Origin of the sequence: Martinezella tropici (assembly GCF_003287875.1) — a bacterium.
GTDB classification, from domain to species: domain Bacteria; phylum Pseudomonadota; class Alphaproteobacteria; order Rhizobiales; family Rhizobiaceae; genus Rhizobium; species Rhizobium tropici_C.
In genome coordinates, this window is the sequence record NZ_QMKK01000030.1 from 14,752 (window position 1) to 41,120 (window position 26,369).

The window sequence follows — 26,369 nt, forward strand, 5'->3', positions numbered from 1 at the left end:
CTCAGACCTCCCCTGCCCTGACGCGCCAGATGGCAAAGGGCAAATGAGCTGGATCGAGCCTGATCATCTGCCACTTCCCGGTACCGCTGAATCTTTGGCCACTGACGAGATCCTCGAAAGCGAGTGTGCCATCGTCTGCCAGGCCGAACCGCCAGAGCGGAAATTCGACATTGCTTTCCTCTATCGCATGCGGATTGAGCGTCACGGCGACAAACAGAACGTTGTGGCGTCCGGCGCTTGCCTTCTCGAAAAACATGACGTTGGGGTTCGACGAGGGCAGAAAGGTCAGGCCGAGATGCGAATGCAGCGCTGAATTATCCCTGCGAATGCGGTTGAGCATCGAGATCTCCGCCTTGATGTTGCCCGGTCGGTCGTAATCCCAGGCGCGGATTTCGTATTTTTCACTATCGGCATATTCCTTGCGCTTGGCATCCGGACGTCCTTCGCAAAGCTCGAAACCGTTATAGACGCCCCAAAGCCCGGACAGTGTGGCGGCCAGCGCGGCCCGGATGAGATAGGCAGAGCGCGGCGCGTTCTGCAGGAAGTCCGGGTTGATGTCGTGCGTGTTGACGAAGAAATGCGGGCGAAAGAATTCCCTGACCTCACTTCGAGTAAGCTCGGTCAGATATTCCTCCAGCTCCGCCCTTGTGTTGCGCCAGGTGAAGTAGGTGTAGGACTGGGAGAAGCCGACCTTTGCCAGCCGGTACATCACCTTCGGTCTTGTGAAGGCTTCCGAAAGGAACACGACCTTCGGATGACGCGCGCGGATATCGCCGATCATCCACTCCCAGAAAGGAAAAGGCTTGGTATGGGGGTTATCGACGCGGAAGATGTCGACACCTTCCTCGATCCACATTTCGACGATGTCGCGCAGTTCGGCCCAAAGTGCCGGCACCGCCTCCGGCGCGTAAAAATCGACATTGACGATGTCTTCGTATTTCTTCGGTGGATTTTCCGCATAGCGGATCGTGCCGTCGGGGCGCCAGTCGAACCAGCCCGGATGCTCCTTTAGCCACGGATGGTCAGGGGAGGCTTGAATCGCTAAATCGAGCGCAATCTCCAATCCGAACCGCCTGGCTTCCGTAATCAGATGCTCGAAGTCATGGAATCCTCCAAGCAGGGGGTGGATTGCCTCATGCCCCCCGGCTTCCGAACCGATTGCGTAAGGACTGCCCGGGTCGGTCGGAGCGGCGATAAGAGAATTGTTCCGGCCCTTGCGGTTGGTATGGCCGATCGGATGGATCGGCGGGAAGTAAAGCACGTCGAAACCCATATCGCGGATGGCCGGCAACCGTGCGATGACGTCTTCGAAAGTGCCGTGGCGATTGGGGTCACCGCTCTGCGAACGCGGAAAGATCTGATACCAGTTCGCAAAGGCCGCCTCGCGGCGTTCGGCTTCGATGCCATAGGTCCGCGAGTGCGAGGCAAAGGGACGGCGGTCGGCGAGCGCCATGAGTTCGTTTGTTCGTGTGGCAAGCAGCAATTCAAGCTTGCCTGGCCCATCACGCCTTTCGAGCTCGGCAAGCAGCGCCGCGAGTTCTGCCCTGGTTTCGCCTGTCATCGGTATGCCGTCATCGGCTGCAGCATCCCGGATCAATTCTTCACCTTCGATCAGCTCCAGCCGCAGATCGAGCCGTGCTTCGCTCTTCTTGAAAAGCTCGTAGCGAAAGATGGCGAAGGGATTTTTCCAGGCTTCGACCATGAACTCGAAGCGCCCGAGGCGATCGAGCAGGAAGGACCCCTGCCATCGATCGTTTTCGGAAAGGACCATTCTCGCTCGACGCCACTCAAGCTCATCGCGAGCGCGGTAAAGAAGGGCGGCCGACAGCAGATCATGGCCATCGGCAAAGATGTCCGCCTCGACGATCACGGTGTCGCCGACGATGCGCTTGACCGCAAAACGTCCGTCATCCACTTGCGGCGTAATATTTTCGATGGCGATGCGCGGAGAGGCTGTCGCTTCAGCGAGAGACAGCTCCCCTTCGTCAGCCGTAACAATAGAGTGGGCCTGCGTTGTAACGGCACATACGGCGCCGGGAGCGATCCTTCGGCTGCCGGACACCTCGATAGGCAGGAAAGGCGAGGCCAAGCGATGCACGATGTCGTCAGGCAGTTCCGCGACACGACGCAGATCTCTGTTGACAGCGAGAAGCCGCGCATGCGCTGCCTCCCGCAATGTGGACCGGTCGGCCTGCGCGATCACCGTGACTTGGCTCGTTGTTTCACATTGAAGGAGCATCCATCGAGTGGAGGCACGTGGAACGGAATTCAGGTCGCGTATATCGGCCGAGATATCGTAGGCTCCCTCGGCTTTGAGGACACGCAAACCCTTCCCATGACCATATGTCGGATCGAGCGGCAGGGTGGCGCCGAATTCGAATCCCATCGGCACAAGCAATCCGTCGCCGAGTTCGGCTGCAAGATGGAGAGCACGGCGTGATTTTCGCTCGCGGATTTCCCTGCTTTCGGTCCCATGCGCCAGTCGCCTTCCAAACGGCGCTTCCGGAAAGGCGATCTGTGGCCCGAAAGGGAGCTGCAGGCGATATTCCTCGAGGAACCAGCTTTCGCGCAGATCCCACCAGGCAAGCGACGAAAAGGCCCCATCGAACCCGCAGTCTTGCAATTCTGAACGAAAAGCGAAATCAGTTCCCGGGGTATAGGCAAAGAATCTCGTTTCCGGATCGGCGATCTTTGCGCTGGCGATCAATCGTCGCCAACCATCAGCAGGCAGGCTGTCAAGACCAATGACCCGATACCCCATGATCCCGCAGGACGCGAAGTCTGCGAGGTGCGTTTCCCATTCGCCGGTCACCTCGCTCGAGTATGGCGCTCGGCACTGAGATGGAGAGCCCGGCGATCGCCGGGGGTCGAGAGGGGTCGAGACCCCTGTTCTTACATCGCGCGGCTCTATCGCGAGATCGAGCATAAATGCCACACCCCGCTCGCGCGCATCTTTTGCCAGGGCGAAAAGACCCTCCTTCACTTCGTCTTCAAGTTTGGCCTCTGCGTCCGATCGCTTGTAATTCTCTGTGGAGCAAAGACCGGCACTCCTCGTGTCGAGGAAGGGCGGGGCGGAAAGCACGATATCGAAACCGAGCGTGCTTGCATGATCAAAAGCTTCGCTCCATTGGTCTCGCCCAGTTAGGAGCAACGGATTTACATAATAGATCCGCGGATGGCTAAACGCCCCGGCCGACTCGGCTGCAAACGTCATCAGTCTGTTCTCCACGCATCAGGCGGAAATAAATTGTCCCTCCCGGCGATACCAAGACCAACCATCGAACGACTTGCTTGTTCCCTCCAATCGAGCAACTTCCGTTTGAACAACCCAGTCATAAAGGAGCATCGTTCCCCATTCAGACGAACGTGCTTTCACTTCAGTTCGCAATAGATTGGCTAAAAGCGCTCGCGCGTTTCCTCTTGGGCCGGCCGTCGCCATACATTGCCCACAGCAGTCTGCTTTCGACCCTATAGCGTCCCGCGGGTGCGATACGATCTGGGTCATCGAGAGTACATGCTGTCATACAGAGGAGGTCGTCATCAAACCAATGCAGGAAAAGCAATGATCCACAGACAGGGCAAAGCCGCTCAACAATCGGTGAGGAGCGATGCTGCCGTGGATTGGGGTTGCCGGCTATGCTCAGCGGCTCCATACATACAGTGCACCGGCATCTGCGAGACTGCGTTTGACGGTGGCGGCCTGGCTTGAGGCGATATCCGCCGAGACCTCGATCTCGCCTGCAAGCGGTGCGTCACCGCGAGCCCCCTCATCATGCGAGGCATCTCCACCCGAGGGCGCTGAACCTGCAGTGTTGCGGTCGCTTGCCGACTGAACGAAAATGTCCGGCCTCGAAATTCCATGCTGCTGTACCAGATGCTCGACGGCAAGATCGGCTGCCTGACGTGTTTGGAAAGTGGCTCTGATCGTTGTGGTGCTGTTGTCCGCCATTGCTCTCTCCTTCCGATGAGGGTCGCAGCATCAGAACGCTTTTTCGCCCTGGGAGTTTCCCTAAACTTGTAGTTTCCCTAAGGCCCGCAAGGCATGGGCTTGTTCCAATTCCGACGTCGATTGGAGCGCCAAGGGATATAAAGGGCGCGGCTATCTCATCAACCAGAGTGGGTATTTTCACGTCGGGCACCCCGCGGTCGATGATTGTTTCGCGCTGCTGCAGGTGCCGGCACTCTCTCAGGCCAGCAACGATCAAACACTCTTCGCCGAGCTTCATCAGGCGAGCCAGCGCTCGCTCGTTCGCATCTTCGCCGAGAATTCACCCTTCGACCTGAAGGACCGAGGCTACCGCTGGTCCGACGGAAGCGGCGGCCGGCCGAAATCGTGATGGATCGAGATCGTTGAAGAGGCCATGGAAGACGAACTCAGCGTCTTGCGAAACGAGATCTACTGCTGGGAGGATGCCGACCCGCCGATCCAGCGGCTGGCGGCATTCGACCGCTTCAGGACGCGCTGATAATTCTTATTGCGCTTCGATAGAATCGAACCAACTATTTCGACTGATTATGTTCTTGCGGTGGACTGAGCGAGGGGTGCTTCACGAAGATCGAAAGATCGCATTCTAAAGTATTACGCGATCACCGCCGGCAATCTGCGAGAGCATGTTTTCAAACTCACCAATTTCCTGGGCCGACACCTCGTGCGCGCGGTCGGGCACGACGTCGCAACGCAAACTCGCTCGTGCCCGCGCGAGACTTTCGGCAGCATCGGCGAAAGCGTCGACAGGGATCCAAGGATCCTTGTCGGACCCAGTCAAATAAACCGGCATGCGATCAAGGTCCGCAAAGGGTCTGTCGCACTCCGTGGTGCCGACGCGGCAACCAGTAAGATTGACCATGGCACCCTGCCATGGCCCATATTTCATCGCATATTCCAAAGCCAGGCACGCACCCTGACTGAAGCCGCCGATCACCAGCGGCGTCCCATGACGGCGATAGGTCAGATCGCCTGTGATGCCACGTATATAAGCCAGCGAGCCTTCCAGTTCCTCTCGCGTCGCTGGCGTCAACCGCTCTGTCGCCCGCGCTCCGTACCAGCTTCTGCCGGCCGCACGCGGCAGCACAAAAGCTACGCCCCACGCCTTAAGCCGACCGATCACCTGCTCGTGCATGTCTTCAGGCGACTGGGTACGCCCATGAATGAAGACGCAGTGGACTTGGGCCTCCTCGGGCGTAGCACCGAGCAGGAGAGGTTCATGATGCATCGCCATCGCTCCGGCTCAGAAGTTGGCCGGTTCCAGGCCGGCGATCAGCTCATCGCGACGGTTCTCGAACCACGGCGGGAAGACCAGCGTGGTACCGATCCGGTCGGCCGGTTCGTCAAGCGCCCAGCCGCCCTCGACCGACCAGGCGATCTCGAACAGCGCGCCGCCCGGTGAGCGGACGTAGCAGGACTTGAAATAGTTACGATCCTTCTGGTCGGAAACGTCCGTGAACCCCAAACCCTCCAAATGCGCCTTCAGCTGCAGCTGGTTCTGTTCGTCGCCAGTGTTCAGCGCCAGATGATGAATGGTACCGCCGGCAAGCGTCCAGGTGCCCTGCGGGCTATTTGCTTCATGCAGGATTTCCACCATGCTGTTGGGACCGTTTGCGTTCGGGACGGAGAACATCAGTCCCTCATTGCTGTCAGCCTCCTTTTTCATCGACAGGCCAACTGTCAGGAAGTCATCCATGGCGGTGCGATCGAACACGGCAATCGCCGCGCCGTAAATGCCCTTGATACCGTGCTCCGCCGTGACCCCTTGCGCCTCGTTGACGATGGGCGGCCGGTTGTCTGCAGAGCTTTCGACAAGTTCATGCGGAATGCCGCAAGGGTGTTTGAAGGCCACGCGCGCGATACCGAAGCGCGATATTTTCTCAGCCTCGATACCACGGGCATTGAGCCGCTCGACCCAATAGCCGGACGCGCCGGCAGGGATCGCCTGCTGGATGATCTTCGACTGGTTCGTTCCACGTCGGCCAAAAACGGCGGGCTTGCGGAACGGAAAGGTCGTGATGATCGTCGAAGCCTCGCCGCTGCGGGATCCGTAATAGAGGTGATAGACGGGGATGGTGCCGTCGAACAGCACGGTGCGTTTGACCGAATAAAGGCCGAGCGCTTTGGTATAAAAATCGTAATCCTCTTGCACGCCATCGGTGCAAAGGGTCAAGTGATGATAGCCGCTGACAAGTGCCATCGTTCTCCTCCCGTGAAACAATCGATCGTCCCCGGGGCGCGGTCCTCCTCCGCTTTCTCCCCGTCGATTGGCAATCAGGCTCTCAGCCGCTTGCCAATCACTCAACACCTGCAAATATAGCCGATCTAAAACAACTGTTGATGAGATTGTTCATAAATACTATAGCATTTTGCTATGAAGATTGTGGAACATCACCTTGTTCAGCTTGCCGCCGTCATCGAAACCGGAGGCGTGACGGAAGCCGCCGCCATGCTTGGCATGACACAGTCGGCCGTGTCGCGGACCATCTCCATCCTCGAAAAGCGTGTAGGTGAGCCGCTGTTCGTTTCCGGGCGCCGGCCAATGCAGCCGACGCCCCTTGGCGAACAGCTTGGCCTGCAAGGCAAGGCGATTCTCGCGTCCTCGCGCAAGGCGATGGAAATCATCCGCAGCTTCAAGTCGGGTTCGTTCGGCCGCGTGCGGATCGGCGGCGTTCCTTTCTTCATGGATGCGGTTGTCTCGCCCATGATCGCCTCGTTCCAGCACGATGAGCCGGGGATCATGGTGCACCAGTCCTACGGCAACTATTCCGACCTTGTAAGCGAGCTCGAATCCGGCCAGATCGATGTCGCGGTCACGCCAACGGGCTCCACCGACCTTCGCGCTGACCAGCAGTTCGAACCACTGCTGCCTGCGCGAAACGTGCTGGCCTGCGGTGCGGGCCATCCGCTGATGCGCAAACGCAACCTGGCAACGGAGGACATACTCAATTATCCATGGGTCGCTCCTCTGCCCGGCTCGCCGCTGGTACTGGACCTGCACAATATTCTGCTCACGCTGGGAATTGAGGAAGTTTCGATCCGTTATGCCGGAGGCTCCCTGATGAGCGTCTTGAACTATCTGGTCGGAACGGACGCCCTGGCAATCCTGCCGCTTTCCGTCGCTCACTCGTTCCGGCGTGAAAACAGGATTAGCGTCATTCCGCTTGACATCCCGCAGCCACAGCGCGCGCTCGGGATCATGACGAGAACGAAGCCCTATTCAAATCCGGCCGGCCGCAAGCTTATTGGACATTTGCGGCGCGAATTCTCCGAGCTGCGCCGGTCGGTCGAAAAGCACGAGCAGGAAATCCGCTGGGCCCACGGCCCTTTCATGGCCGAGCGTGAATGAAAGGGTCCGGCCCGAGCGGCCGTCGCCGCAATCGGCTGCGTGAGGCGAAGCACAGGTTGTCGCGCTCCGGCCTTTTCGCGTCGCCGGCAAAGCCTAGCCCGGTTTCGAGGGTGCCAGCACGAAATCGTATTCAACCTCCCAGAACCAGCCCGGAAACTCCAGCTCTTGTGCCCGCGCCGCATCGTCGACCCGCTTGAATTCGGCCAGCAGGCTTTCCTTGACGCCGAAGACGGCGTCGGAGTTGATATAGGGATCGTGGGGGTCGAATATATGTGTCGTCAGCGTCTCGAACCCGTCGGCCTTGAGGATGAAATGCAGGTGGGCCGGGCGATAGGGATGGCGGCCGAGTCCCGCCAGGAGCTTGCCGACCGTACCGTCATCGGGGATCGGATAGAACTTCGGCTTGACCGCCCGGAACCAGTAGCGGCCGTCCTCGCCGGTGCGGAACACGCCGCGCAGATTGAAGTCGGGCTGAATGCCCTTCTGCTGCACGTCGTAGAAACCTTCGTCGTTGGCCTGCCAGACGTCGAGCACGGCATTGGCAACGGGTCGGCCGTCGATATCGAGAATGCGGCCATGAATGACCATATCCTCGCCTTTCTCATCGAGGCAGATATTGGCCCCCATCGGCAATTCGGGCGCGTCTGCGACATGGAACGGTCCAAGCACGGTCGATTCCGACGCACCCGACGGTTTGCGGTTGTTGATCGCATCGACAAGCATCGACACGCCGAGCACGTCTGAAAGCAGGATGAATTCCTGCCGCCACTCGTTGCAGAGATGACCGGTCTGGGTCAGGTACATGATCGCCTTGAACCATTCATCCTGCGTCGGCTCGATTTCCTTGACCGCCTCGTGCAGCTTGCGCGTGATGACCTCGATCACCTGCTTCAGCCGCGGATCACGCGCATTGGCATTGCGCCCGGTGACGACCTCGACGGAGTTCTCCTCCGTGAAAAATCCCTTTTCATGCGTTTCCATAGCGAAAATCTCACAAAGCTAGAACAAAGGACAGCGCGCGACGAAGCTCCGCCACGGGATCCTGCGCAATCGTTTCGCGACGCCAGCAGACATGTTGGTCGGGTCGCACCAGAACGATGCCGCTGTCGCGGACCTCGCGCAGATTGGCCCAGTCGCCGGTCAGATCCTGCCAATGCTGGCGCGGCCCGATGATATGAGCCTCGATGTCGAGGCCAAGCTCACGGCCGAGCAGCTTCGCTGCCTCGACCCAACCGCGACCGCCAATGCCGGTAAGCACCGTAAAGCGGCCCTTGCCGCAAAGATCGAGCGTCGAGGCCTTGGCGCCGTCATCGGCAAAGATCCAGGCATGCGGCAGCCGCGCACCCGGCCAGGTGGTCGGCTGGTAGTGCAGCTCCGCATCTTTCTCGAAGGCCGGCTCGGGCTCACCGTCGGCGAGAACGGCATCCGAGCGATAGCGCTGGTTCATTTCGACGCCGTGGGCATCGAATTCATAGACCTTGGCTGCGATCGCCTGACGGATGGCAGCACGCTGCGTTTCGGCTGCCGGCGTATCGTCGCAGCGCGCATCCATGTTCTGCTGCATTTTCACGGGGTCGATGGAATCGAGCAGGCCAAGCGCCTTGAAGATCGGCCCGAACTCCTCGATCGACTTGTTGGCTCTGGTCACGATCTGCTTGGCGATCGGCGCGCGCTCACGCTGGTAGCTGTCGAGCAAAGCGGGACCAGCCTTGCCTTTCAACACATAACTGAGTTTCCACGCGAGATTGAAAGCATCCTGGATCGACGTATTGGAGCCCAGTCCGTTCGATGGCGGATGCCGATGGGTGGCATCACCCATGCAGAAGACCCGGCCGTTCTGCATCGTCGTTGCATAGAGATTATTGACGGTCCAGGTCGAAACCGATTGGATTTCCACCGCCAGCTCGTGGTCCCCGACGAGGTCACGCACCACCTTGGTGGCGAAGGCCGTGTCTACATCCGGCGCCGGCTGGTTGATGTCGTATCCCCAGACGATCAGCCATTCATTCCATGGCCGAACCATGCGCACTAGGCCCATGCCGATGCCGCCGACGTCGGCGCCCGGCTGGACGACCCAGTAGAGCACCGAGGGACGATGGGCGACGTATTTCGAAAGATCGGCTTTAAAGAGAATGTTCATCGATCCGCCGACGCCCATACGGCCCTCGAAGCTGAGCCCTGCATCTTCCGCCACCTTGGAGTTGCCGCCATCGGCGCCGATCAGGTATTTGGACCGAACCGTGAGCTCCGCGCCTGTGAGCCTGTCGCGGCAGGTCGTCGTTACGCCGTCGGCGTCCTGCTCGTAGCGAATATATTCGGTCGACATCCGCGCCTGCGCGCCGCGCGAACATGCCGTCTTGAAGAGCAACGGCTCCATGAAGGTCTGGGGCAGATCGTTCATGTGCGAGGGGGACGACAGCTGATGCTCGGCCCGGCTCACCGGATGCGTGCCCCAACTGCGCATACGCCCGATCTCTTCGCCAACAAGCGAGGTGCAAAAGACGTTCTGACCCATCAAATCCTGCCCGGTGGCAAAGAGATAGGCCTCGTCCTCGACATCCCTTCCAAGATCGCGCAAAACCTCCATCGTGCGCTGGTTGGTGATATGCGCGCGCGGCGTGTTGGCCAGCCAGCGGTAGCGGTTGATGACCATGGTCTCGACGCCGTAGCTGGCAAGCAGTGCCGCTGAGGCCGAGCCGGCAGGGCCCGTCCCTATGATCAAAACGTCGGTATTGATGTCAGCCATGCGGCCCTCCCTTGATAGTCCTGGTCAATGGTCCACCGGCAAGGATGCGGCGAACGGGAAAAAGTTGAAGTCCGGTGCGCTCGGCAAATAGGCCCCACAGTCCCCGCGGGGCAAACAGCATGACGGCAATGCCGAGAAGGCCGAGAACGAGCAGATACCAAGAGCCGTAATCGGCAAAGAGCTTCTGCAGAATGAAGAAGACGATGACGCCGACAATCGGTCCCTCGATCGTGCCGATGCCGCCGATGACGACGATGAAGATCACATAGGCGGTCCAGTCGGTGACCGAGAAGGCGGCGTCCGGCGAGATGCGCGCCTTTTGCAGGTAGATGAGCGCGCCGGTCATGCCCGTGACGAAGGCGGCGGCGAGGTAGATGGCAAATTTAATGCGGTTTGGATCGATACCGACCGATCTTGCCGCCTCGCGGTTGTCACGCACGGCGGCAAGCCCCAATCCCTGCTTGGAACGCAATAGCCGATAGGCAAAGCCGATGGCGGCAAACGCCAGCAAAAGCGCCAGCCAATAGCACACCATATCCGCGGCCTGGGCAGGCCGCACACCGAACCATTCGGCAGCAAGGCGGGTACCCGGCAGATCGCGCGTGATACCGGAAGGCAGCGATGTTCCCGTGCCGCCGCCGAGCGCTTTCCATTGCGCCAGGGACAGCCGCGTTACCTCGGCGATCACCCAGGTACCGATCGCGAAATAGGCACCGTGTAACCGGAAGACGAAAAAGGCCGTCGGCACGGAAAGCATCATGGCGGCAAGCCCGCCGAGCACGATCGCGACAACAGGATTGAGCCCGCTGAGGATGACGGCAGCGGACATGACGTAGGCCCCGAAGCCGACGAAGGCCTGCTGGCCGACCGAAACGAGCCCGGCATAGCCGGCAAGCAGGTTCCAGCATTGCGCGAGCGTCAGCATCGTCAGGATAAAGAACAGGTCCTGAAGTGCGGCGCGTGGCACGAAAAAGGGAGCGGCAACGCCTGCTGCGACCATTGCAACGACGAGAATCACCGCAAACGACGAGGCGCGGTTGCGCGTCGATACGGTCCAGCCGGGCAGCGGCGCGGGCGAAGCGGAATCGGAGGAAAGCCTCTCATGCACCATGTCAGTCCACCGCCCTTGGAAAAAGCCCGCGCGGGCGGACCAACAGCACGAGAAGAAATGCCACATGGCCCGCGAGGATCTGCCACTCGGGATTGACGGCTGCGCCCATCGTTTGCGCGACGCCGATGATCACGCCGCCGGCGAGCGTACCCCAGAAGGAGCCGAGCCCGCCGATGATGACCGCCTCGAAGGCGTAGATCAGCCGCGCCGGGCCCATGGTTGGGTCGAAATTGGCGCGCGTACCGAGAAAGAGGGCCGCAATCGTCACAACAACCATCGCAAGGCCCGTCGCGGTCGCGAAGATGCGGTCGGAGCGGATGCCCATCAGGCCCGCCGTGGCGCGATCGTCGGAGGTGGCGCGGAAGGCGCGACCGAGGCTCGTCTTGTAGAAGACGAGGTTGAGCCCAACGATGACGACAACCGAAGCCAGGAAAGTCAGGAGCGGCATAGTGCCGACACTGACCGGCCCGAATTTGAGAGACGCCGTTTCCAGCGCGCCCACCGAAACGCGGCGGCTATCGGCGGAAAAGCCTTCCAACAGCGCGTTCTGGATAACGACCGAAAGGCCGAAGGTGACAAGCAGCGGCGGCAGTATGTCGTCTCCGATGGTGCGATTGAGCACGAGGAACTGCAGGGCCCAGCCGACCGCATACATCACCGGAACGGCGACGAGCGCCGCAACGAAGGGATTGAGCCCGAGCGCGCTGACCAGCACCAGAAGCAGGAAGGCGGCCAGGACGATAAGATCGCCATGCGCGAGATTGACCAGCCGCATGATGCCGAAAACGAGGCTCAGGCCGGCCGCGAACAGCGCGTACAGACCGCCAAGCAGAATGCCTTGTATGATCGTGTCGAGCCAGTTCATCCCGTATGCACTCCGAAATAGGCAGAATGGATGTCGGCGCGGCTAATTGCGTCCGGTGTTCCGGTCAGCGTCACGCGTCCCTCCATCATGCAATAGAGACGGTCTGCCACCTTGAGTGCCTGGCCGATATCCTGCTCGACGATCACGATGGCTGCGCCCTCGGCGCGGATTTTGGGAAAGGCTGCGTAGATATCGCGGATCACCACCGGTGCCAGGCCCAGGCTGATTTCGTCGCAGAGCAACACCCTCGGATTGGACATCAGCGCCCGGCCGATCGCGACCATCTGCTGCTGGCCGCCCGATAGCGCGGTGCCGGAATTGCTGCGCCTCTCCTTCAAGACCGGAAAGAGCTCGTATATTGTCTCAAGCGTCCACGCCCCTTTGACGCTGCGCCCATATTTGCCGATCAGCAGATTTTCCTCCACCGTCAGCGACGGGAAGAGCCTGCGACCTTCCGGCACCATGGCGACACCGAGCGCCATGACCTCGGGGGCCGGCAGTGCGCCGATCGGCCTGCCATCGAAGCTGATCTGGTCGGGCTCGTTGGCGAGCATGCCCGAAATCGAGCGCATCAGCGTGGATTTGCCGGCGCCGTTTGCGCCGATGATCGCCAAAGTCTCACCGGCATCAAGCGTGACGTCGACCCCGAAGAGCGCCTGGAAGTCGCCGTAGAAAGCCGTGAGGCCCCGTGTTTCAAGAAGAGCCATCAGACGTCAATCCCGAGATAGATCTGGCGGACCGCCTGCGATTCCATGATTTCGGCCGGCCTGCCGAGGCCGACCACCTTACCGAAATTCAGGACGAGAAGACGGCTCACCACGGAGTTGAGGGCATGCAGCACGTGCTCGACCCAGATGATGGCGACACCGGCTCCGTGGATCGTCCGGATCGTCTCCACCAGTTCACCGCACTCACCCTCCGTCAGGCCGCCGGCGATCTCGTCCAGCAGCAGCACCTTGGGCTCCGTCGCTAGCGCCCGCGCAAGTTCGAGGCGTTTGCGCTGGAGGAGGCCGAGACTGCCGGCGGCGTGGTTGGCGCGCGCAATCAGGCCGGTGTTCACCAGAATGTCCGCGCAGCGCTCCGACACCTCCCGCTCGGTCTTTCGCGATCCGTAGGCGGCAGAGACCAGAAGGTTTTCGAAAACGGTCAGCTGCTGGAAGGGCTGCGGGATCTGGAATGTGCGGCCGATCCCTGCCAGGCACCGCGCCATCGGCGGCTGGCGCGTCACGTCTTCGTCGCGGTAGATAATCCGCCCCTCATCGACGCGCAGATTGCCGCTGATGAGATTGAACAGGGAGGATTTTCCCGCACCGTTCGGCCCGATGATGCCGAGCGCCTCTCCGCTCTCCAGCGCAAACGACACTCCATCCGCGACCTTCAGGGCGCCGAAGCTCTTCGAAACGTTTTCGAGGGCAAGTATGACCATCGTCTTCCTGATTGGTGTCCGTTTCGTCCTTCGCCGAATCCGGCGCATGACCGCCTCCGGGCCGAACCCGGTCAAGGCATCACGCTGAGGCGATCGGCTCCATCTTGCCGCCTGTGGGAATATCGGGAGCAGTCCTGTTGTCGGTGATGACGAGATCGTAGCCGCCGCCGTCCTTCAATCTCCACTGGCCGCCAACGAGCGGTGTCTTGGCCACGTTCTTCGCGACAAAAGGCGGGACATTGGCACCGTCCCAGGCGACCGGGCCAACGATCGTGTCCAGCTTGGTCGCTGCGATCGCTTTGACTACAGCCGCGCTGTCCGTCGGGTCCGCCCGCTTCATGACATCGACCGCCAATTCGAAAAGCGCGTGAACGAAGCCGATCGGCTGCGTCCAGGGCCGGCCTGTGGCTTTGGTGAAGCCTGCTGCGAGTTCGGCGGCGCTCTCTCCCGTCAGCGAAGATTTGAACGGGTGGCTGGCAGACCACCAGACCTCGCAGGACAGGTTGTGACCACTCTTGCCCAAAGCCTCAAGAGCTTGCGGGAACAGGATGGCCTTGCCGATGGAGGCGATCTTTGGATGGAAACCCTGCTGCTTGGCCTGGTTCCAGAAGGTGGTGAAGTCCGGCGGGATCATGACGCCTGTGATGACCTCGCAGTTGCCGGACTTGAAGGCATTGATCTGCGCGGAAAAATCATCGGTCAGGTTCTGGTAGCGACCGGGATCGGCAAGGGTGTAGCCGCCTTTTTCGAGAACCGGCGGGAAACCGACCACTTTATCGCCCCAGGCATTGCCGTCCCCGTCGTTCGGGAAGAGGCCGCCCACCTTCTTGTTGGTTTCCAGCTGCTGCCACATGTTGGTGTAGACAGCGATCACATCCTCCAGGCCCCAGAAGAAATGAAAAGTGCTGTTGAAGGGCTTCCATGATGAGGGGTCGCCTGGATTGGCCTGCTGACCGATGAACCAGGGCTGCCAGGGAGCGGCCGTCGAGATGCAGGGCATCTCTTCCGCCTCGCAGGTAGTGGCGACCGGATTGGTGGTTTCCGGCGTCGATGCGACGAGCACGAGATTGACCTCGTCCTTGACGATCAGCTCCTTGGCGACTTCGGCGGCGCGGTTCGGGTTGGACTGGCTGTCCTTGACTACAATTTCGTAGTTGAGCCCGGCGGCCTTCGTCTTGGCCAGGAAGCCATCGAGGATGAACTTGTCGGCCTCGGCGAAAGCGGCAAGCGGCCCGGTCTGCGGGCTGACATAACCGAGCTTGATCGCCGCTCCCTTGGCGATCGCGGGCATGGCAAGGCTGGATGTCGCCGCAAGCGCGCCGGTCGCCGCCGCGGTTTTCAGCAGGTCACGTCTCGTAAACATTTTGGTTTCCTCCTCCCAAAGTAAACACAAGCGTTTTAGAGTGGTGGGCGTTCTCCCGCCCAGGCGTCCTGAAGCAGCGCGCGGATCGAGGCTCGGTCGATCGGCCGCGGATTGGCATAAGGGTTGCGCGTGGCGATTTCGGCGGCGCGGTCGAGATCGCTCTCGGTGAGGCCGAAATCCTTCAGCGCCAGCGGCGAGCCGACGGATCTGGCGAAATCGTAGAGCCCCTGGCCCGGCGTGCCGCCGAAAATGCGCCCGATCGGCGCAAGCAGCTCCGGCACTGCGGCGGCATTGAAGCCGATCGTGTGCGGCAGCATGATCGCATGCGTCTCCGCATGCGGCGTGTCGAAACTGCCGCCCAGCGTGTGGCAGATCTTGTGATGCAGCGACATGGAAATCTGCCCAAGCACGGTGCCGCAGAGCCAAGCGCCGTAGAGTGCCTTTTCCCGCGCCTCGGCATCGCGCGGCGTCTTGACGATCACCGGTAATGCCTCGGCAAATGCGCGCATGCCCTCGATCGCCATCATGGTAGTGATGGGGTTGCGATCATCGGCATAAAGACCTTCGGCGGCATGCGCGATGGCGTTGAGGCCGCTGGTGACGCTCATGGTAACAGGCAGGCCAAGCGTCAGTTCGGGGTCATAGATAACCACCTCCGGCACGATCTTCGGGCTGCGAACCGTCGTTTTGATGCCGCCTTCCGTCTGACCGAGGATCGGCGTTACTTCCGAACCGGCATAGGTAGTCGGGATGACGATCTGATGAATGTCGGTACGGTAGGCCATCGCCTTGCCAAGACCGGTGGTCGAGCCGCCGCCAAGCGAGACGACGCAATCGGCCTGAAGTGCGGCCGCGCGCGCCAAGGCCTTCTCGGTGACATCGACCGGGGTGTGCATCGTGGCGCCTGCAAACGTGCCGACTGCAAGCGCGCCAATCCGCGCCGCCAGCGCCTCGCCGTCGGCTGCCTGCTGCGGCGTCGTCAGCACCAGCGCGCGGCGGCAGCCCAGCGTCTCGATCCATTGGGCGACGCCGGCGCTCGCTCCGGAAGCAAAGACGACACGTGTCGAATGCGGTTGATACGAAAAATCGAGTGTCATGCTGACCTGCGCTCCTCTCGCGCCCGCACCATTACGAAGGTGAAATCGAGCGACCAGCAATTGCCTTTGATCGGCGTCGGGCCTTCAATGCCGCCAACCGGCAGGAAGGTGCCGACCAGTTCCTGTTTGACGCCGAACAATGCGTCCTGTGACAGATGCGGATCGTGCCCATCATAGACGTGGGTACTGATCGTCTCGAAGCCGGGTGCCGTGATCGTAAAATGGAGGTGCGCCGGGCGGCGCAGCGGATAGCCGATCGCATGCAGCGTCCGTCCGACCGGTCCGTCGCAGGGCACGGCATAACCGCCCGGTCGAACCGTCCTATAGGAAAAGCCGCCATCTATATCAGTGCTGAAAACCCCACGCAGATTGAACTCCGGCTGGAGATCCGGCTGCTGGTTCTCGTAAAACCCTTCCGCATTGGCCTGCCATGTCTCGACCTTCGCGCCGACGACGGGAATTCCATCGAGATCGGTCACGCGGGCATTGACCTGCAACGGCTCGCCAATGCCGTCGAGCGATATATTCGCCCCCGAGACAAGCCGGGGTGCATCGGCGCGATAGAACGGGCCGCGCACTGTGTTGGGCGTAGCGCCCTTCGGGCGGCGGGTATTGATCTCCTCCACCAGCGCCGTCACACCCAGAAGATCGGAGAGCAGCACCCATTCCTGCCGTTTGTGGTCACTTACGTGACCGACTTCGGTCAGAAATTCGATGGCGTGTCGCCAATCCGCATGGGTCGGCCGCGTTTCCTTGATGGCCTGATGGATATGTCCGACCAGCGCGGTGAGGAAGGCCGGCAGCGGGCCGGCGCACTGCGCCAGTCGCTCTGCCACAAGCGCAGCCGAATCCGCTTCTGTAAAAGACATAATCACCATGGCACCTCCTCGACTGTACGTTACCAGCTCCAAACGTAGCAGTTGATGATTTTTCTGCAGTTTAATATACCTTATTGCTATGAGGATGGATGAACGACACCTGATCCAGCTTGCCGCCGTCGTGCAGGCCGGTGGCGTGACGGAGGGAGCGGCCCTGCTGGGGCTCACCCAGCCGGCGGTGTCGCGTACCCTTGGCATGCTGGAAAAACGGCTCGGCGAACCGTTGTTCGTCAAGGGCCGCCGGCCGTTGCAGCCGACCCCGCTGGGCAGGGCGCTTGCCGACCACGGCCAAGCCATGCTGGTGGCTGCGCGCAAGGCCTCGTCGCTTGTCGACGGCTTCCGACACGGACGGACGGGCGTAGTGCGCGTCGGCGGCACGCCCTTCTTCATGGATGCGCTGATCTCTGGCATGATCGCCGAGTTCCAGAATGCCACACCGGACGTGCGCATCGAGCAGAGCTACGGCTACCTGCCGGATCTGCGGGCGGCGATCGACGCCGATCGCATCGACCTCGCCATTTGCCCGATCGACGTGCTGGACGAGGGCTCCGGCATGCGCTTCCAGGAACTGCTTCCTGGCCGCAACGTCGTCGCCTGCCGTGTCACGCATCCCCTTCTCCTGAGACGCAAGCTCGCGCCTGCGGAACTCCTCGACTATCCCTGGATTGCCCCGCCCACCGGCAGCCCGCTGTTCGCCGATCTGCACAGCCTCGTCCTCTCGCTCGGCGCCACCGAGGCGAAGATCCGCTATTCCGGCGGCTCGCTGGTGAGCGCAATCAACTATCTGAAGGCGAGCGATGCGCTCACCATCCTGCCGCACAGCGTCGTTTTCGCCTATCGCAACGACAAGTCGATCACGGCACTGCCGGTCAATATTCCTCATCCCGAGCGCGCGCTCGGTCTCCTGCGGCGCACCGAGGAAATCCGTGTCCCGGCAGTCGAGGCCTTCTGCGCCCATATTCGCAAGAGCTTCGAAGACCTCAGGCACCTGATCAAGCGCCATGAGCAGGCGGTGATCTGGAGCCTGTGACGGCTCATGACGCTCTTTAAAATGTTGCAGAATCGTCCGGCCATAGGAACAACGGCGCCAAGCCGGCATCGGCCATCGGGCGCAGTCCGTGCCAGGCGCGGTTGGCATAGACCAAGGCGTCGTCCCGGCGCTCCTCATGCGCCCCGGGAGAGGCCTCAAGGAGTTCGGCTGAGACCAGACAAGCGCCGGGGAGCGGAAACAGTCCGCGAACCGCTGCCCGGAACCAGAGGCCGACATCCGGATAATAAGGTTCGCCGCTTTCGAACCGCGCCCAGCGCACGTCAGGCCCGAAACGATCCCTGCCGCTGGTGGCGCAGAGCCGGGCAAGCTCCCTATCGCTGCGGCGCACGAAATGCACGACCACCGTCTGCGCCCGACGCACAGCGTTCGCACTGGAGGAATTATCCGACAGGGAGAAAGCCACCATCGGCGGCGAGGCACTGATCGAGATCAGCGAGCTTACCGTCAGGGCCACCGGCCCGTCACCCGGATCGGCGGTGATGATGGCAACGCCCGCCGGATGGTGGCGGAAGGCCATCATGAAAGCCTCCGTCACGCCGGCAGCGACCGTCGCCGGCGCTTCACGCTCCTGCTTTCCGGACTGCGCCATCATTTCTTCTCCACCAGATCGTAGAACTGCCAGACGCGATCGCTCCACAGCCCGCCGATCTCGCGGCCGGCGGCGCCGACAATGTTGGTGTTGATCGTGAAATGGTTGGCCGCCACCAGCATCTCACGATAGGTGCGCTGCATCACGCCGTCGCGCAGCGACGCGCCGCCGGCCGCGCGGTAGACGAAGTGGCAGGCATCGACGCCCGCCTCGTGCACTTCCGACTTGGCGAGATGCACGAGGGTGATCTGCCGCGTGGATACCCGGTTCCCCGCCTCGATCGAGGCCTCCACGTCGCGCCAGACCTCAAACAAAAAGGCGCGGGCGGCGCGCACGCGAGCTTCCGCACGGCCGTAATCGAACCAGAATTTATCGCTCTCGCCGAGCATGCCGGCGCGACCGGTTTTGGTCACGGCGAACTTGGCCATTTCATCGAGCATGCGGCGGGATGCGCCGATCGCCCAGCCCGAATGGCCGATGGCAGCCAGCCCGACGACGCCGAGGCTGAAGAATTCCTTCTGGCGCTGCGGCTCGGCGGTCATGATCGGGAAAACCATGTCGTCGGCGATGAAGACATCCTTCGCGTCGTAGTCGATGCTGCCGGTTCCCTGCAGGCCGAGCACGTTCCAATTGCCGAGCAGTCCATGCTCGCCGACCGGCGCATGGGCGCAGAGCACCACGACGTTACCATTCTCATCCTTGGCCGGATGACCGTTGCCGTCGTCGAGCAGGGCGGCGGTATGGGTGAATGTGGCGTGGTGAATACCGCTTGCATAGGACCATTTGCCGTTCAACAGATAGCCGCCATCGACCTTCTTCAGCATGCCGGTCGGCGTGCCCTGACCCGAAAAACGGTTGTCGGTGTCGCCGCCGAAGAGGCGCGAGATCGCGGTGTCCGGCAGGAAGGCGGCTGACATCGCCCCGATGCAGGCATGTACCATCGACACCCAGCCGGCAGCGCCGCTGTGGTAGGTGATGGCCTCGATCAACTGCAGGCCCTGCGTCGGCGAAAGCTGTGCGCCGCCGAGTTCTTCGGTCGCGAAGATATGCGACATACGCAGCGGCTTCAGCGCCTCGAAAGTAGGCTCGTTCAGCTTGCCGAGCTTTTCGGTGGCGACAGCATTTTCTTCAAGCACCGGCCCGATCTTGCTGATATGCTCGAGAAGGTGGGCGAAGTTCGTTTTGGTGCCCCAATATGCGGCGCTATGTTTCAAAGGTGCGTTCATCTGTTCCTCCTGACAATCTGGTGTGTTCTCGCGGCAAGCTGTCTCAGCCGGCGAGGAAATCGCCGATGGCGGTCACCACGCGCGGGTCCTCCTGCATGGCGAAATGACCGACATCCGGCACCATGAAGGTGCGGGCGTTCGGAATGCGTTTTTCCCAGAGCGGCGCCTGCGACGCGGGCAGCATTCGGTCCTTCTCGCCCCAGACGATCAGTGTCTCGTTCGGGATGCGGGAAACCCAACGGCCGAGATTGGGATGGCCCATGCCGTAGGCCTTGACGATATTGCCAAGCGCCTGCGCCTCCTTCTCGCGGGCGGCAAGGAAGGCGTCGAGCGGCGGGCATTCGGCTCCGCCTGGAAAATAGCGCAAGGCAATGTCGATATTATGCGCGAGATAGCCGGGTAGCGCCTCGGGCGCGATGGCCGACAGGTCGGCGCCGGGGTGATCTGGATCGTTGAGGCCAGCCGGCGCATTCAGCACCAGCTTGCCGAAACGCTCGCCTGCGACGACGGCCATTTCGGCAGCCATCCAACCGCCCATGGAGTGGCCGACGAGATGCGGCCGATCGAGGCCAAGGGCGGCGACCAGATGCAGGTTGTGGACAATGATATCCTGCATGCCGGTGATATGCGGCGCTTCGCCGCTGTCGCCGAAGCCGGGATGATAGGGCAAGTAGATGCGGAAGCGATCGGCGAGGCCCCGCGCCCATTCCGTGCCTTCGATGGTGGCGGCGCCATGCAGCGCGAGCACGGCGGGGCCCCTGCCGATGACGCGTACAGCGGTCGCAACACCTTCGATGTCGTAATGCACCGTTTCGAAATTCATTCCAATCCTCCTCCTATGCCGTTTCAGCCGACCGCGGGCGTAATCAGCACCTTGCATTGCGTGGTGCGTCGCCTGAGCGCCTCGAATGCCGCTGGCACGGCGGCAAGACCGATCCGACCAGTCACCAGCGCCTGCGGCCGATGGCGGCCAGGGCCGAGCGCCTGCAGCGCCATGTCGAACTCCGCCATGGTGAAGAACACGGCGAAGATCACCTGTATTTCCTTGGAAATCGCCGCGAACGGGTCCCATGTGTCGCCGCCGACGCAGAGGCCGACTGCGACCACCGTGCCATGCACGCGCACCAGCCGGCAGGCAGCATCGATCAACCCGCGTTTGCCGACGCATTCAAAGACGATGTCCGGTGCGCCTCCGGTCAATGCGCGAAACTCCTCCGCCAGCCCCTCCCCGGAGAGTGCGAAGCCGGTGGCGCCGATTTCGGCTGCACGTTCTGCCTGGTGGCGGTTCAGATCGGCGATGACGACATGAGCAGCTCCCAGCCGCCTCGCCCAGAAGGCGACGAGAAGACCGATGGGGCCGGCTCCGAGGATCAGCACTCGGTTGCCCGGCTTCAGCCCCGAACGCATGACCGCATGCAGGCCGACTGCGACCGGTTCGGCCAGAGCCCCCTCCTCGATCGGCAAATCGTCCGGTAGGCGGCGGCACTGACGGGCGGCGACGGTGACGAATTCGGCATAGCCGCCGCCGATCAGCCGCATCTCGGCGCACCACGCGGGTTCGCCGCGCGAGCAGCTGTCGCAGTGGCCGCAGCCGCGCATCGGCGCGACGGCAACCCGGTCGCCGGTTTTGAAATTCGCGACCTCAGCGCCACAGGTCACCACTTCGCCGGAAATTTCATGGCCGAGGACACCGCCTCTTTCGAGCGCGAAGGTTTCGGGATCTTCCGTCATGTGCAGGTCGGAACCGCAAATGCCGCAGGCGGCAACGCGGAGCAATAGCTCGTCAGCGCCGGGCTGCGGCGTTTCGATCGTTTTGACATCGAGCGGCCGTCCGGCCGCCTCGAACAGTGCCGCCCTCATCGCGGGTCCTCCAGAAGCGTGCGCCTCGTCGGGAACCAGGAGGCGTTTGTCGCCTTCTGGATCAATCCCCAGAGGCCGCCGCGGGCAAAAAGCGCCATGACGAGGGTGAGTAGCCCGAGGACGACGAGATAGGTGGCGCCGTACTGTCCGAACAGGCGGTCGGCGACAAAATAGACAAGCGCGCCGATCAGCACCCCTTCGAGCGAACCGAGCCCGCCCACCATAACGATGAAGATCGCCACATTCGCCCAGGTCGGGCTATAGGCGGCCGGTGGCGTTATGCGCAGCTGCGCCATGAAGTAGATGGCACCGGCAAGGCCAGTGCCGACGGCGGCGGCAACCCAGATCAGGAATTTCAGGAGGCCGACATTGACGCCCTGGCTTGCCGCGGCAATCGGATTGTCTCGCATAGCGACCAGCGCCAAGCCATAGCGCGAACGCAACAGCAGATAGCTGCCGCCGACGGCGACAAGCAGCATCAGCGCCGCCAGTACCGAAATGCCGATTGCGCGTTCGGTAGGCGTATAGCTGGACATGACACGCAGGCTCATGCCGGCGCCGGCATTGACATAGCTGAAGACGGACGTGGCAAGGCGCATGACTTCCGCCACCACCCAGGTGCCGATGGCGAAATATGGGCCATCGAGCCGATGCAGCAGGCCATAGGTGAGTGCCGCCAGTATCGCCGGTGCGATGACCGACAAAGGCATGGCAAGGAAGGGGCTTAAGCCCCAAAGCTGCGCCATGATGAACATTGCATAGGCGGCCGTACCGACGAAGGCCTGCTGGCCGACGGAGACGAGGCCACCATAACCGGCGAGCAGGTTCCACATCTGCGCGACGGTGATGTAGCAGCATAGTTCAACGACATCGCGGATGAGGCCCTGGCTTGCCCAGAGCGGCATCGAAGCGACAGCCGCGAGCAGCGCGACGCTGATAACGAGTGCAATCAGGCTCGAGCGCGTCTGGCGCTGTACGCGCACGGCGGGCCGCGGGACGGCATCGGTCAAACGGGCGGCGAAGGCATTGGTCACGGCTTCAACCCCTTCCTAGGAAGCCCTGGGGACGCAGGGCGAGGATGATCAGAAAAACGAGGTGGCCGGCGAGGATGCCGAAGCCGGGGTCGATGCGGAATCCCACCGACTGGCTGACCCCGAGCGCCATCGCTCCGAGGAAGGCACCCCAGATAGACCCCATGCCGCCGATGATGACAGCCTCGAAGGCGTAGATCAGCTGGAAGGCCCCGTCGGCAGGCGCCACGGTCGAACGCAACGACTGGAAGACCGCGGCAAATCCGAGGATCGCGACAGCGATTGCCGTTGCCCCGGTATAGACCGTCTTCGGGTTGACACCTGTCAGCGCCGCGGCTTCCACATCGGCCGAAGCTGCGCGCAGGGCACGGCCAAAGCGTGTCGAGCGCAACGCGACATCGAGGCCGCCGGTCAGCACCGTCGCCGTCAGAAGCACGATCACTGGCAAGACGCCGACGAAGAGCGGCCCGAGTTGGAAGGAGGCATGCACGATGTCGCCGCCGCCTAGCGAGCGGGTGTCGGCCGACCATATCTGCAGCATGGCGTTCTGCAGGGCGATGGAGAGCCCGAAGGTGGCGATCAGCGAGGGAAGCGGATCGGCGCCGACGACGCGGTTGAGGATGAGTCGCTGCAGGATGACGCCGATGATGGCCCCAAGCACCACGAGGATCACCAGCACCGACCACGGGCCGAGCGAGAATGCGGTAGCCAGGCTGATGCCGATCAGCGCCAGGAGGATCACCAGGTCACCATGGGTGATGTTGACGACGCGCATGACGCCGAACATCAGCGCCATTCCGAGCGCGTATTGGGCATAAAGACCGCCGAGAAGAATGCCCTGGACAAGGCCGTCAAGCCACAGCATGGGCCCCTCCGAAATACGCTTCGCCAATCGCTTCGCGCGAGATATCAGTTGATCGGCCGGTAAGACTGACGCGGCCTTCGAGCATGCAGTAGAGGCGGTTCGACGAGGAGCGGGCGAGCCCGACGTCCTGCTCCACCAACACGATCGCCGTACCTGTTTCATAGATCGACGGCAGCGCCTGGTAGATTTCCTTCACCACCTTCGGCGCCAGGCCCAGGCTGATTTCGTCGCATAGAAGTACGCGCGGCTGGCTGAGCAGCGCCCTGCCGATCGCCACCATCTGCTGCTGCCCACCGGACAGGGACTGCACAGGCACGGCCTGCTTTTCCTTCAGGACCGGAAAGAGCGCGAACAGGCGCTCCAGCGTCCAGCCATTGGCGGCGGATTTGCCGGCATGGTCGATAGCGACGCGCAGATTGTCGATGACAGACATGCCGACAAAGAGGCGACGGCCCTCGGGCACGATCGCCACGCCATCGGCCACCATCCGGTGCGGCTTGGCGCCGCCGACCGGCCGTCCCTCGAGCTGCACCATGCCCGGCGCAACGCTCAGAAGGCCCATGATCGATTTCAGAAGCGTCGACTTGCCGGCACCATTTGCCCCGATCAGGGCGACGACCTCGCCCGCGGCAATCTCGAAGTCGATACCGTAAAGAGCCTGAAAATCGCCGTAGCGGGCGACCAGTCCGTGTGTGGAAAGCAGTGCCGCGCTCATGCCTCGACCCCCATATAGACCCTTCGCACCTCCGAACTTTGGATGACTTCGGCCGGCACACCTTCTGCGATCTTCTCCCCGAAATTCAGCACCAGCATGCGGTCGGCGACGGCGAGCAGCGCGTGCAGCACATGTTCGATCCAGACGATGGTGATGCCACTGTCGCGGATGCGGCGAATAAGCGAGACGAGCGCCCTGCCTTCCTCGTCGGTCAGCCCGCCGGCAATCTCGTCGAGCAACAGGAGCTTTGGCGACGAGGCAAGCGCACGCGCCAGTTCCAGCCGCTTACGGTCGAGCAGCGTCAGCGAGCCGGCCGAACGGTTCGCCTTGTCGGACAACTCGCAGGCCTTGAGGATCTCTGCACAGCGCTGATAGCTCTCGGCATCCTTGGTGCCGCTGCCGAAAAAGGCGGCGACGAGGAGGTTTTCGAAGGTCGTCATACCGACATAGGGACGCGGGATCTGGTAGGTCCGGCCGATGCCGATTTTGCAGCGGCGATAGGGCGGCTGCCCAACGAGTTTCTGGCCGTCAAAGACCAACTCACCGCCATCGACACGCATGTCGCCGCTGATCAGGTTGAATAGGGTTGTCTTGCCGGCACCATTCGGGCCGACAATGCCCAGAACCTCGCCAGCGCCGACCGTAAAACTCACCTCGTGCAGGACCTTGAGAGCCCCGAACGATTTGCTGAGGTCGCGTGCCTCGAGTAGTACGCCGTTTTCCATGCTCCTCCACTCCGGCCTTTTAATGCCGGCGGCGCGTTTGGGCGCGCCCTTCCGATCCTCCGTCCGATCCGCCCCGGCCCGATCGCATCAAGCAGGGGCGGTATCTCGCTTTGCCTTGGCTTCACGCCTTGTTCAGGCAGTCCGCCAGGGCAGCGGCACGATCTTGCGTTCCGGCTGGAAGAGCTTGTTGACGGTATTGTCGACGATCTTCAGGTCATAGGGCCACTTGTCGCCCTTGACCCATTGCCCGCCGAAAATCGGCGAGGTCGCCACGTTCTGATGCGGTCCCTTGGCGAAATTGACTGGCCCGATCAACGTTTGCATGTTGGTGGCGACAACCGCCTCGAGATTGGCGGTGCGGTCGAGCGGGTTCTTAGAGCGCTTGAGAATGTCGATCGCCACTTCGAGGATGGCATGGCTGTAGCCGAGCGGCTGCGTCCACTGCTTCTTCTTTTCCGCTTCCCACTGGTCGGCAAGATCGCGACTCACCTGACCGGTCAGCGTCGACTTGAAGGGAAAGGCGGGGGTCCACCAGACTTCCGAAGACATGCCCTCGCCGAGCGAGCCCATGGCTTCCACGCCCGAGGCGAAGAGCAATGCAGCCGCGACCGTGATCGCCTTCGGCTTATAGCCCTGCTGGGCGCACTGGTTGACGAAGGTCTTCAGATCGGCCGGATAGGCAATACCGCCGATGATATCGCAGTCGGCTTGCTTGAAAGCCGTGATCTGCGCCGAAAAATCGTTGGTACGCGGCTGGAAGAAGCCGGGAACGACGATCTCGAAGCCGGCTTTCTTGGTGGGGGCAGGCAGGCCATAATCCATGTTGCCCCATGTCTCACCATCGGCGTTCTGCGGAAACAGCATGCCGACCTTGCGGTTGCTGTCCAGCGTGTTCCAGAGGCCGACATAGGTGTTCAGCGCTTCGTCGAGGCCCCAGAAGAAGTGATAGGTCCATTTGAACGGCTTGTCCTTGCCTCCACGCGGGAAGATGACCGCCTGCCAAGGCGCGCCTGTCGAAATGCAGGGGCATTCGTTGAGTTCGGCCTGATCGGCAGCAGGGCTTACCGTATCGGTCGTCGAGGCCGGCAGCAGCAGGTGCACGCCTTCATTGAGAATGAGATCGCCGGCGACTTCCGCCGACTTGTTGGGGTCCGACTGACTGTCGCGGATCAGGAATTCGACATCGTAGTGGCCGGCCGCCGTCTCCAGACCATTCTTGAGCTGCGCCTTGACCTTTTCCAGAGCCCAGCCGTCGGTCTCACCGAAAAGGGCAAGAGGCCCGGTCGCCGGAGTGATGAAGCCGACCTTGATCGTGCCGGCCGATTGCGCGCGGGCAATCGTCGGCGCACCGAGCGCCGAGGCGGCAAGGCCGGCGCCTATTCCCTTCAGCACCGTACGGCGAGAAGGCATCGACAAACTGCTTTTCGATTCCATTATTTTATCCTCCCTCTGAAGCTCATTCGCCGGCTGCGATTTCCTCCTCCCGC

Annotated in this window: 24 protein-coding genes and 1 pseudogene; 3 read left to right on the forward strand and 22 right to left on the reverse strand. The window is 61.8% G+C overall.

The features are described from left to right. Position 1: 1 nt before the first annotated feature. Entirely contained in the window at positions 2-3,214 is a 3,213-nt protein-coding gene (locus DQ393_RS11595) for an alpha-1,4-glucan--maltose-1-phosphate maltosyltransferase (protein WP_112341921.1), read from the reverse strand. Positions 3,215-3,640: 426 nt separating this feature from the next. After that, positions 3,641-3,949 carry a hypothetical protein gene (locus DQ393_RS11600; protein ID WP_112341922.1) on the reverse strand — a complete coding sequence of 103 codons (309 nt, stop codon included), beginning with the start codon at positions 3,947-3,949 and terminating at the stop codon, positions 3,641-3,643. 85 nt (positions 3,950-4,034) lie between these two features. On the opposite strand from DQ393_RS11600, the pseudogene DQ393_RS11605 reads away from it, so the two are divergent. Continuing rightward, a pseudogene (locus DQ393_RS11605) lies at positions 4,035-4,466 on the forward strand (3'-5' exonuclease); the annotation flags it as partial. Positions 4,467-4,571: 105 nt separating this feature from the next. Here DQ393_RS11605 and DQ393_RS11610 read toward each other — a convergent pair. Together DQ393_RS11610 and DQ393_RS11615 are read right to left on the reverse strand one after the other, a co-directional pair. Next, complete coding sequence (locus DQ393_RS11610; RefSeq protein WP_245430315.1) at positions 4,572-5,213, reverse strand: alpha/beta hydrolase; 642 nt, start codon at positions 5,211-5,213, stop codon at positions 4,572-4,574. Between the two features lie 15 nt (positions 5,214-5,228). After that, positions 5,229-6,185, reverse strand: coding sequence for a VOC family protein (locus tag DQ393_RS11615; protein ID WP_112341924.1), 957 nt, complete (start codon positions 6,183-6,185; stop codon positions 5,229-5,231). Positions 6,186-6,359: 174 nt separating this feature from the next. On the opposite strand from DQ393_RS11615, the gene DQ393_RS11620 reads away from it, so the two are divergent. After that, positions 6,360-7,334 carry a LysR family transcriptional regulator gene (locus DQ393_RS11620; RefSeq protein WP_112341925.1) on the forward strand — a complete coding sequence of 325 codons (975 nt, stop codon included), beginning with the start codon at positions 6,360-6,362 and terminating at the stop codon, positions 7,332-7,334. A gap of 93 nt (positions 7,335-7,427) precedes the next feature. On the opposite strand, the gene DQ393_RS11625 is transcribed toward DQ393_RS11620, so the two are convergent. From DQ393_RS11625 to DQ393_RS11665, 9 genes are all read right to left on the reverse strand, one after another. Further along, positions 7,428-8,315 (reverse strand): intradiol ring-cleavage dioxygenase, encoded by an 888-nt coding sequence (locus DQ393_RS11625; protein ID WP_112341926.1) that lies wholly within the window; start codon positions 8,313-8,315, stop codon positions 7,428-7,430. A gap of 10 nt (positions 8,316-8,325) precedes the next feature. Next, complete coding sequence (locus tag DQ393_RS11630) at positions 8,326-10,080, reverse strand: FAD-dependent oxidoreductase (protein ID WP_112341927.1); 1,755 nt, start codon at positions 10,078-10,080, stop codon at positions 8,326-8,328. Next, the gene (locus DQ393_RS11635; RefSeq protein ID WP_112341928.1) at positions 10,073-11,191 is read right to left on the reverse strand and encodes a branched-chain amino acid ABC transporter permease; all 1,119 of its coding nucleotides are present in this window, start codon (positions 11,189-11,191) and stop codon (positions 10,073-10,075) included. Before DQ393_RS11635 ends, DQ393_RS11630 begins: the two co-directional genes overlap by 8 nt. A 1-nt stretch (position 11,192) precedes the next feature. Beyond that, positions 11,193-12,056: a branched-chain amino acid ABC transporter permease gene (locus DQ393_RS11640; protein WP_112341929.1), complete on the reverse strand. Its 864-nt coding sequence runs from the start codon at positions 12,054-12,056 to the stop codon at positions 11,193-11,195. Then, positions 12,053-12,763: an ABC transporter ATP-binding protein gene (locus tag DQ393_RS11645; RefSeq protein WP_112341930.1), complete on the reverse strand. Its 711-nt coding sequence runs from the start codon at positions 12,761-12,763 to the stop codon at positions 12,053-12,055. Before DQ393_RS11645 ends, DQ393_RS11640 begins: the two co-directional genes overlap by 4 nt. Continuing rightward, positions 12,763-13,482 (reverse strand): ABC transporter ATP-binding protein, encoded by a 720-nt coding sequence (locus DQ393_RS11650; protein ID WP_112341931.1) that lies wholly within the window; start codon positions 13,480-13,482, stop codon positions 12,763-12,765. The genes DQ393_RS11645 and DQ393_RS11650 overlap by 1 nt, the downstream gene beginning before the upstream one ends. Positions 13,483-13,561: 79 nt before the next feature. Beyond that, a complete protein-coding gene (locus tag DQ393_RS11655; protein ID WP_112341932.1) occupies positions 13,562-14,845 on the reverse strand; it encodes an ABC transporter substrate-binding protein in 1,284 nt (427 codons plus the stop codon). Positions 14,846-14,880: 35 nt separating this feature from the next. Then, positions 14,881-15,942 carry a maleylacetate reductase gene (locus DQ393_RS11660; protein WP_112341933.1) on the reverse strand — a complete coding sequence of 354 codons (1,062 nt, stop codon included), beginning with the start codon at positions 15,940-15,942 and terminating at the stop codon, positions 14,881-14,883. Beyond that, positions 15,939-16,820 (reverse strand): dioxygenase, encoded by an 882-nt coding sequence (locus DQ393_RS11665; protein ID WP_112341934.1) that lies wholly within the window; start codon positions 16,818-16,820, stop codon positions 15,939-15,941. The genes DQ393_RS11660 and DQ393_RS11665 overlap by 4 nt, the downstream gene beginning before the upstream one ends. Before the next feature lie 79 nt (positions 16,821-16,899). On the opposite strand from DQ393_RS11665, the gene DQ393_RS11670 reads away from it, so the two are divergent. After that, on the forward strand, positions 16,900-17,850 hold the full coding sequence (locus DQ393_RS11670; RefSeq protein WP_112341935.1) for a LysR family transcriptional regulator: 951 nt from the start codon (positions 16,900-16,902) through the stop codon (positions 17,848-17,850). A gap of 16 nt (positions 17,851-17,866) precedes the next feature. On the opposite strand, the gene DQ393_RS11675 is transcribed toward DQ393_RS11670, so the two are convergent. The 9 genes from DQ393_RS11675 to DQ393_RS11715 all read right to left on the reverse strand — a co-directional run bounded on the left by DQ393_RS11675 (position 17,867) and on the right by DQ393_RS11715 (position 26,316). After that, positions 17,867-18,463 (reverse strand): flavin reductase family protein, encoded by a 597-nt coding sequence (locus DQ393_RS11675; protein ID WP_245430316.1) that lies wholly within the window; start codon positions 18,461-18,463, stop codon positions 17,867-17,869. Continuing rightward, complete coding sequence (locus tag DQ393_RS11680) at positions 18,460-19,686, reverse strand: acyl-CoA dehydrogenase family protein (RefSeq protein WP_112341938.1); 1,227 nt, start codon at positions 19,684-19,686, stop codon at positions 18,460-18,462. Before DQ393_RS11680 ends, DQ393_RS11675 begins: the two co-directional genes overlap by 4 nt. Before the next feature lie 43 nt (positions 19,687-19,729). Then, on the reverse strand, positions 19,730-20,509 hold the full coding sequence (locus DQ393_RS11685) for an alpha/beta fold hydrolase (RefSeq protein ID WP_112341941.1): 780 nt from the start codon (positions 20,507-20,509) through the stop codon (positions 19,730-19,732). A gap of 23 nt (positions 20,510-20,532) precedes the next feature. Next, a complete protein-coding gene (locus tag DQ393_RS11690; RefSeq protein WP_112341943.1) occupies positions 20,533-21,546 on the reverse strand; it encodes a zinc-dependent alcohol dehydrogenase in 1,014 nt (337 codons plus the stop codon). Continuing rightward, positions 21,543-22,580: a branched-chain amino acid ABC transporter permease gene (locus DQ393_RS11695; RefSeq protein ID WP_245430317.1), complete on the reverse strand. Its 1,038-nt coding sequence runs from the start codon at positions 22,578-22,580 to the stop codon at positions 21,543-21,545. Before DQ393_RS11695 ends, DQ393_RS11690 begins: the two co-directional genes overlap by 4 nt. Before the next feature lie 4 nt (positions 22,581-22,584). After that, complete coding sequence (locus tag DQ393_RS11700; protein WP_112341944.1) at positions 22,585-23,442, reverse strand: branched-chain amino acid ABC transporter permease; 858 nt, start codon at positions 23,440-23,442, stop codon at positions 22,585-22,587. Next, positions 23,429-24,157 (reverse strand): ABC transporter ATP-binding protein, encoded by a 729-nt coding sequence (locus tag DQ393_RS11705; RefSeq protein WP_112341946.1) that lies wholly within the window; start codon positions 24,155-24,157, stop codon positions 23,429-23,431. Before DQ393_RS11705 ends, DQ393_RS11700 begins: the two co-directional genes overlap by 14 nt. After that, the gene (locus tag DQ393_RS11710; RefSeq protein ID WP_112341947.1) at positions 24,154-24,882 is read right to left on the reverse strand and encodes an ABC transporter ATP-binding protein; all 729 of its coding nucleotides are present in this window, start codon (positions 24,880-24,882) and stop codon (positions 24,154-24,156) included. The genes DQ393_RS11705 and DQ393_RS11710 overlap by 4 nt, the downstream gene beginning before the upstream one ends. Before the next feature lie 132 nt (positions 24,883-25,014). After that, the gene (locus DQ393_RS11715) at positions 25,015-26,316 is read right to left on the reverse strand and encodes an ABC transporter substrate-binding protein (protein ID WP_245430318.1); all 1,302 of its coding nucleotides are present in this window, start codon (positions 26,314-26,316) and stop codon (positions 25,015-25,017) included. Between the last annotated feature and the right edge of the window lie 53 nt (positions 26,317-26,369).

Coding starts and splice junctions, on each gene's coding strand:
- DQ393_RS11595 (WP_112341921.1), bottom strand. CDS start 3,214: ATGACGTTTGCAGCCGAGTCGGCCGGGGCGTTTAGCCATCCGCGGATC.
- DQ393_RS11600 (WP_112341922.1), bottom strand. CDS start 3,949: ATGGCGGACAACAGCACCACAACGATCAGAGCCACTTTCCAAACACGT.
- DQ393_RS11610 (WP_245430315.1), bottom strand. CDS start 5,213: ATGCATCATGAACCTCTCCTGCTCGGTGCTACGCCCGAGGAGGCCCAA.
- DQ393_RS11615 (WP_112341924.1), bottom strand. CDS start 6,185: ATGGCACTTGTCAGCGGCTATCATCACTTGACCCTTTGCACCGATGGC.
- DQ393_RS11620 (WP_112341925.1), top strand. CDS start 6,360: ATGAAGATTGTGGAACATCACCTTGTTCAGCTTGCCGCCGTCATCGAA.
- DQ393_RS11625 (WP_112341926.1), bottom strand. CDS start 8,315: ATGGAAACGCATGAAAAGGGATTTTTCACGGAGGAGAACTCCGTCGAG.
- DQ393_RS11630 (WP_112341927.1), bottom strand. CDS start 10,080: ATGGCTGACATCAATACCGACGTTTTGATCATAGGGACGGGCCCTGCC.
- DQ393_RS11635 (WP_112341928.1), bottom strand. CDS start 11,191: ATGGTGCATGAGAGGCTTTCCTCCGATTCCGCTTCGCCCGCGCCGCTG.
- DQ393_RS11640 (WP_112341929.1), bottom strand. CDS start 12,056: ATGAACTGGCTCGACACGATCATACAAGGCATTCTGCTTGGCGGTCTG.
- DQ393_RS11645 (WP_112341930.1), bottom strand. CDS start 12,763: ATGGCTCTTCTTGAAACACGGGGCCTCACGGCTTTCTACGGCGACTTC.
- DQ393_RS11650 (WP_112341931.1), bottom strand. CDS start 13,482: ATGGTCATACTTGCCCTCGAAAACGTTTCGAAGAGCTTCGGCGCCCTG.
- DQ393_RS11655 (WP_112341932.1), bottom strand. CDS start 14,845: ATGTTTACGAGACGTGACCTGCTGAAAACCGCGGCGGCGACCGGCGCG.
- DQ393_RS11660 (WP_112341933.1), bottom strand. CDS start 15,942: ATGACACTCGATTTTTCGTATCAACCGCATTCGACACGTGTCGTCTTT.
- DQ393_RS11665 (WP_112341934.1), bottom strand. CDS start 16,820: ATGGTGATTATGTCTTTTACAGAAGCGGATTCGGCTGCGCTTGTGGCA.
- DQ393_RS11670 (WP_112341935.1), top strand. CDS start 16,900: ATGAGGATGGATGAACGACACCTGATCCAGCTTGCCGCCGTCGTGCAG.
- DQ393_RS11675 (WP_245430316.1), bottom strand. CDS start 18,463: ATGATGGCGCAGTCCGGAAAGCAGGAGCGTGAAGCGCCGGCGACGGTC.
- DQ393_RS11680 (WP_112341938.1), bottom strand. CDS start 19,686: ATGAACGCACCTTTGAAACATAGCGCCGCATATTGGGGCACCAAAACG.
- DQ393_RS11685 (WP_112341941.1), bottom strand. CDS start 20,509: ATGAATTTCGAAACGGTGCATTACGACATCGAAGGTGTTGCGACCGCT.
- DQ393_RS11690 (WP_112341943.1), bottom strand. CDS start 21,546: ATGAGGGCGGCACTGTTCGAGGCGGCCGGACGGCCGCTCGATGTCAAA.
- DQ393_RS11700 (WP_112341944.1), bottom strand. CDS start 23,442: ATGCTGTGGCTTGACGGCCTTGTCCAGGGCATTCTTCTCGGCGGTCTT.
- DQ393_RS11705 (WP_112341946.1), bottom strand. CDS start 24,157: ATGAGCGCGGCACTGCTTTCCACACACGGACTGGTCGCCCGCTACGGC.
- DQ393_RS11710 (WP_112341947.1), bottom strand. CDS start 24,882: ATGGAAAACGGCGTACTACTCGAGGCACGCGACCTCAGCAAATCGTTC.
- DQ393_RS11715 (WP_245430318.1), bottom strand. CDS start 26,316: ATGGAATCGAAAAGCAGTTTGTCGATGCCTTCTCGCCGTACGGTGCTG.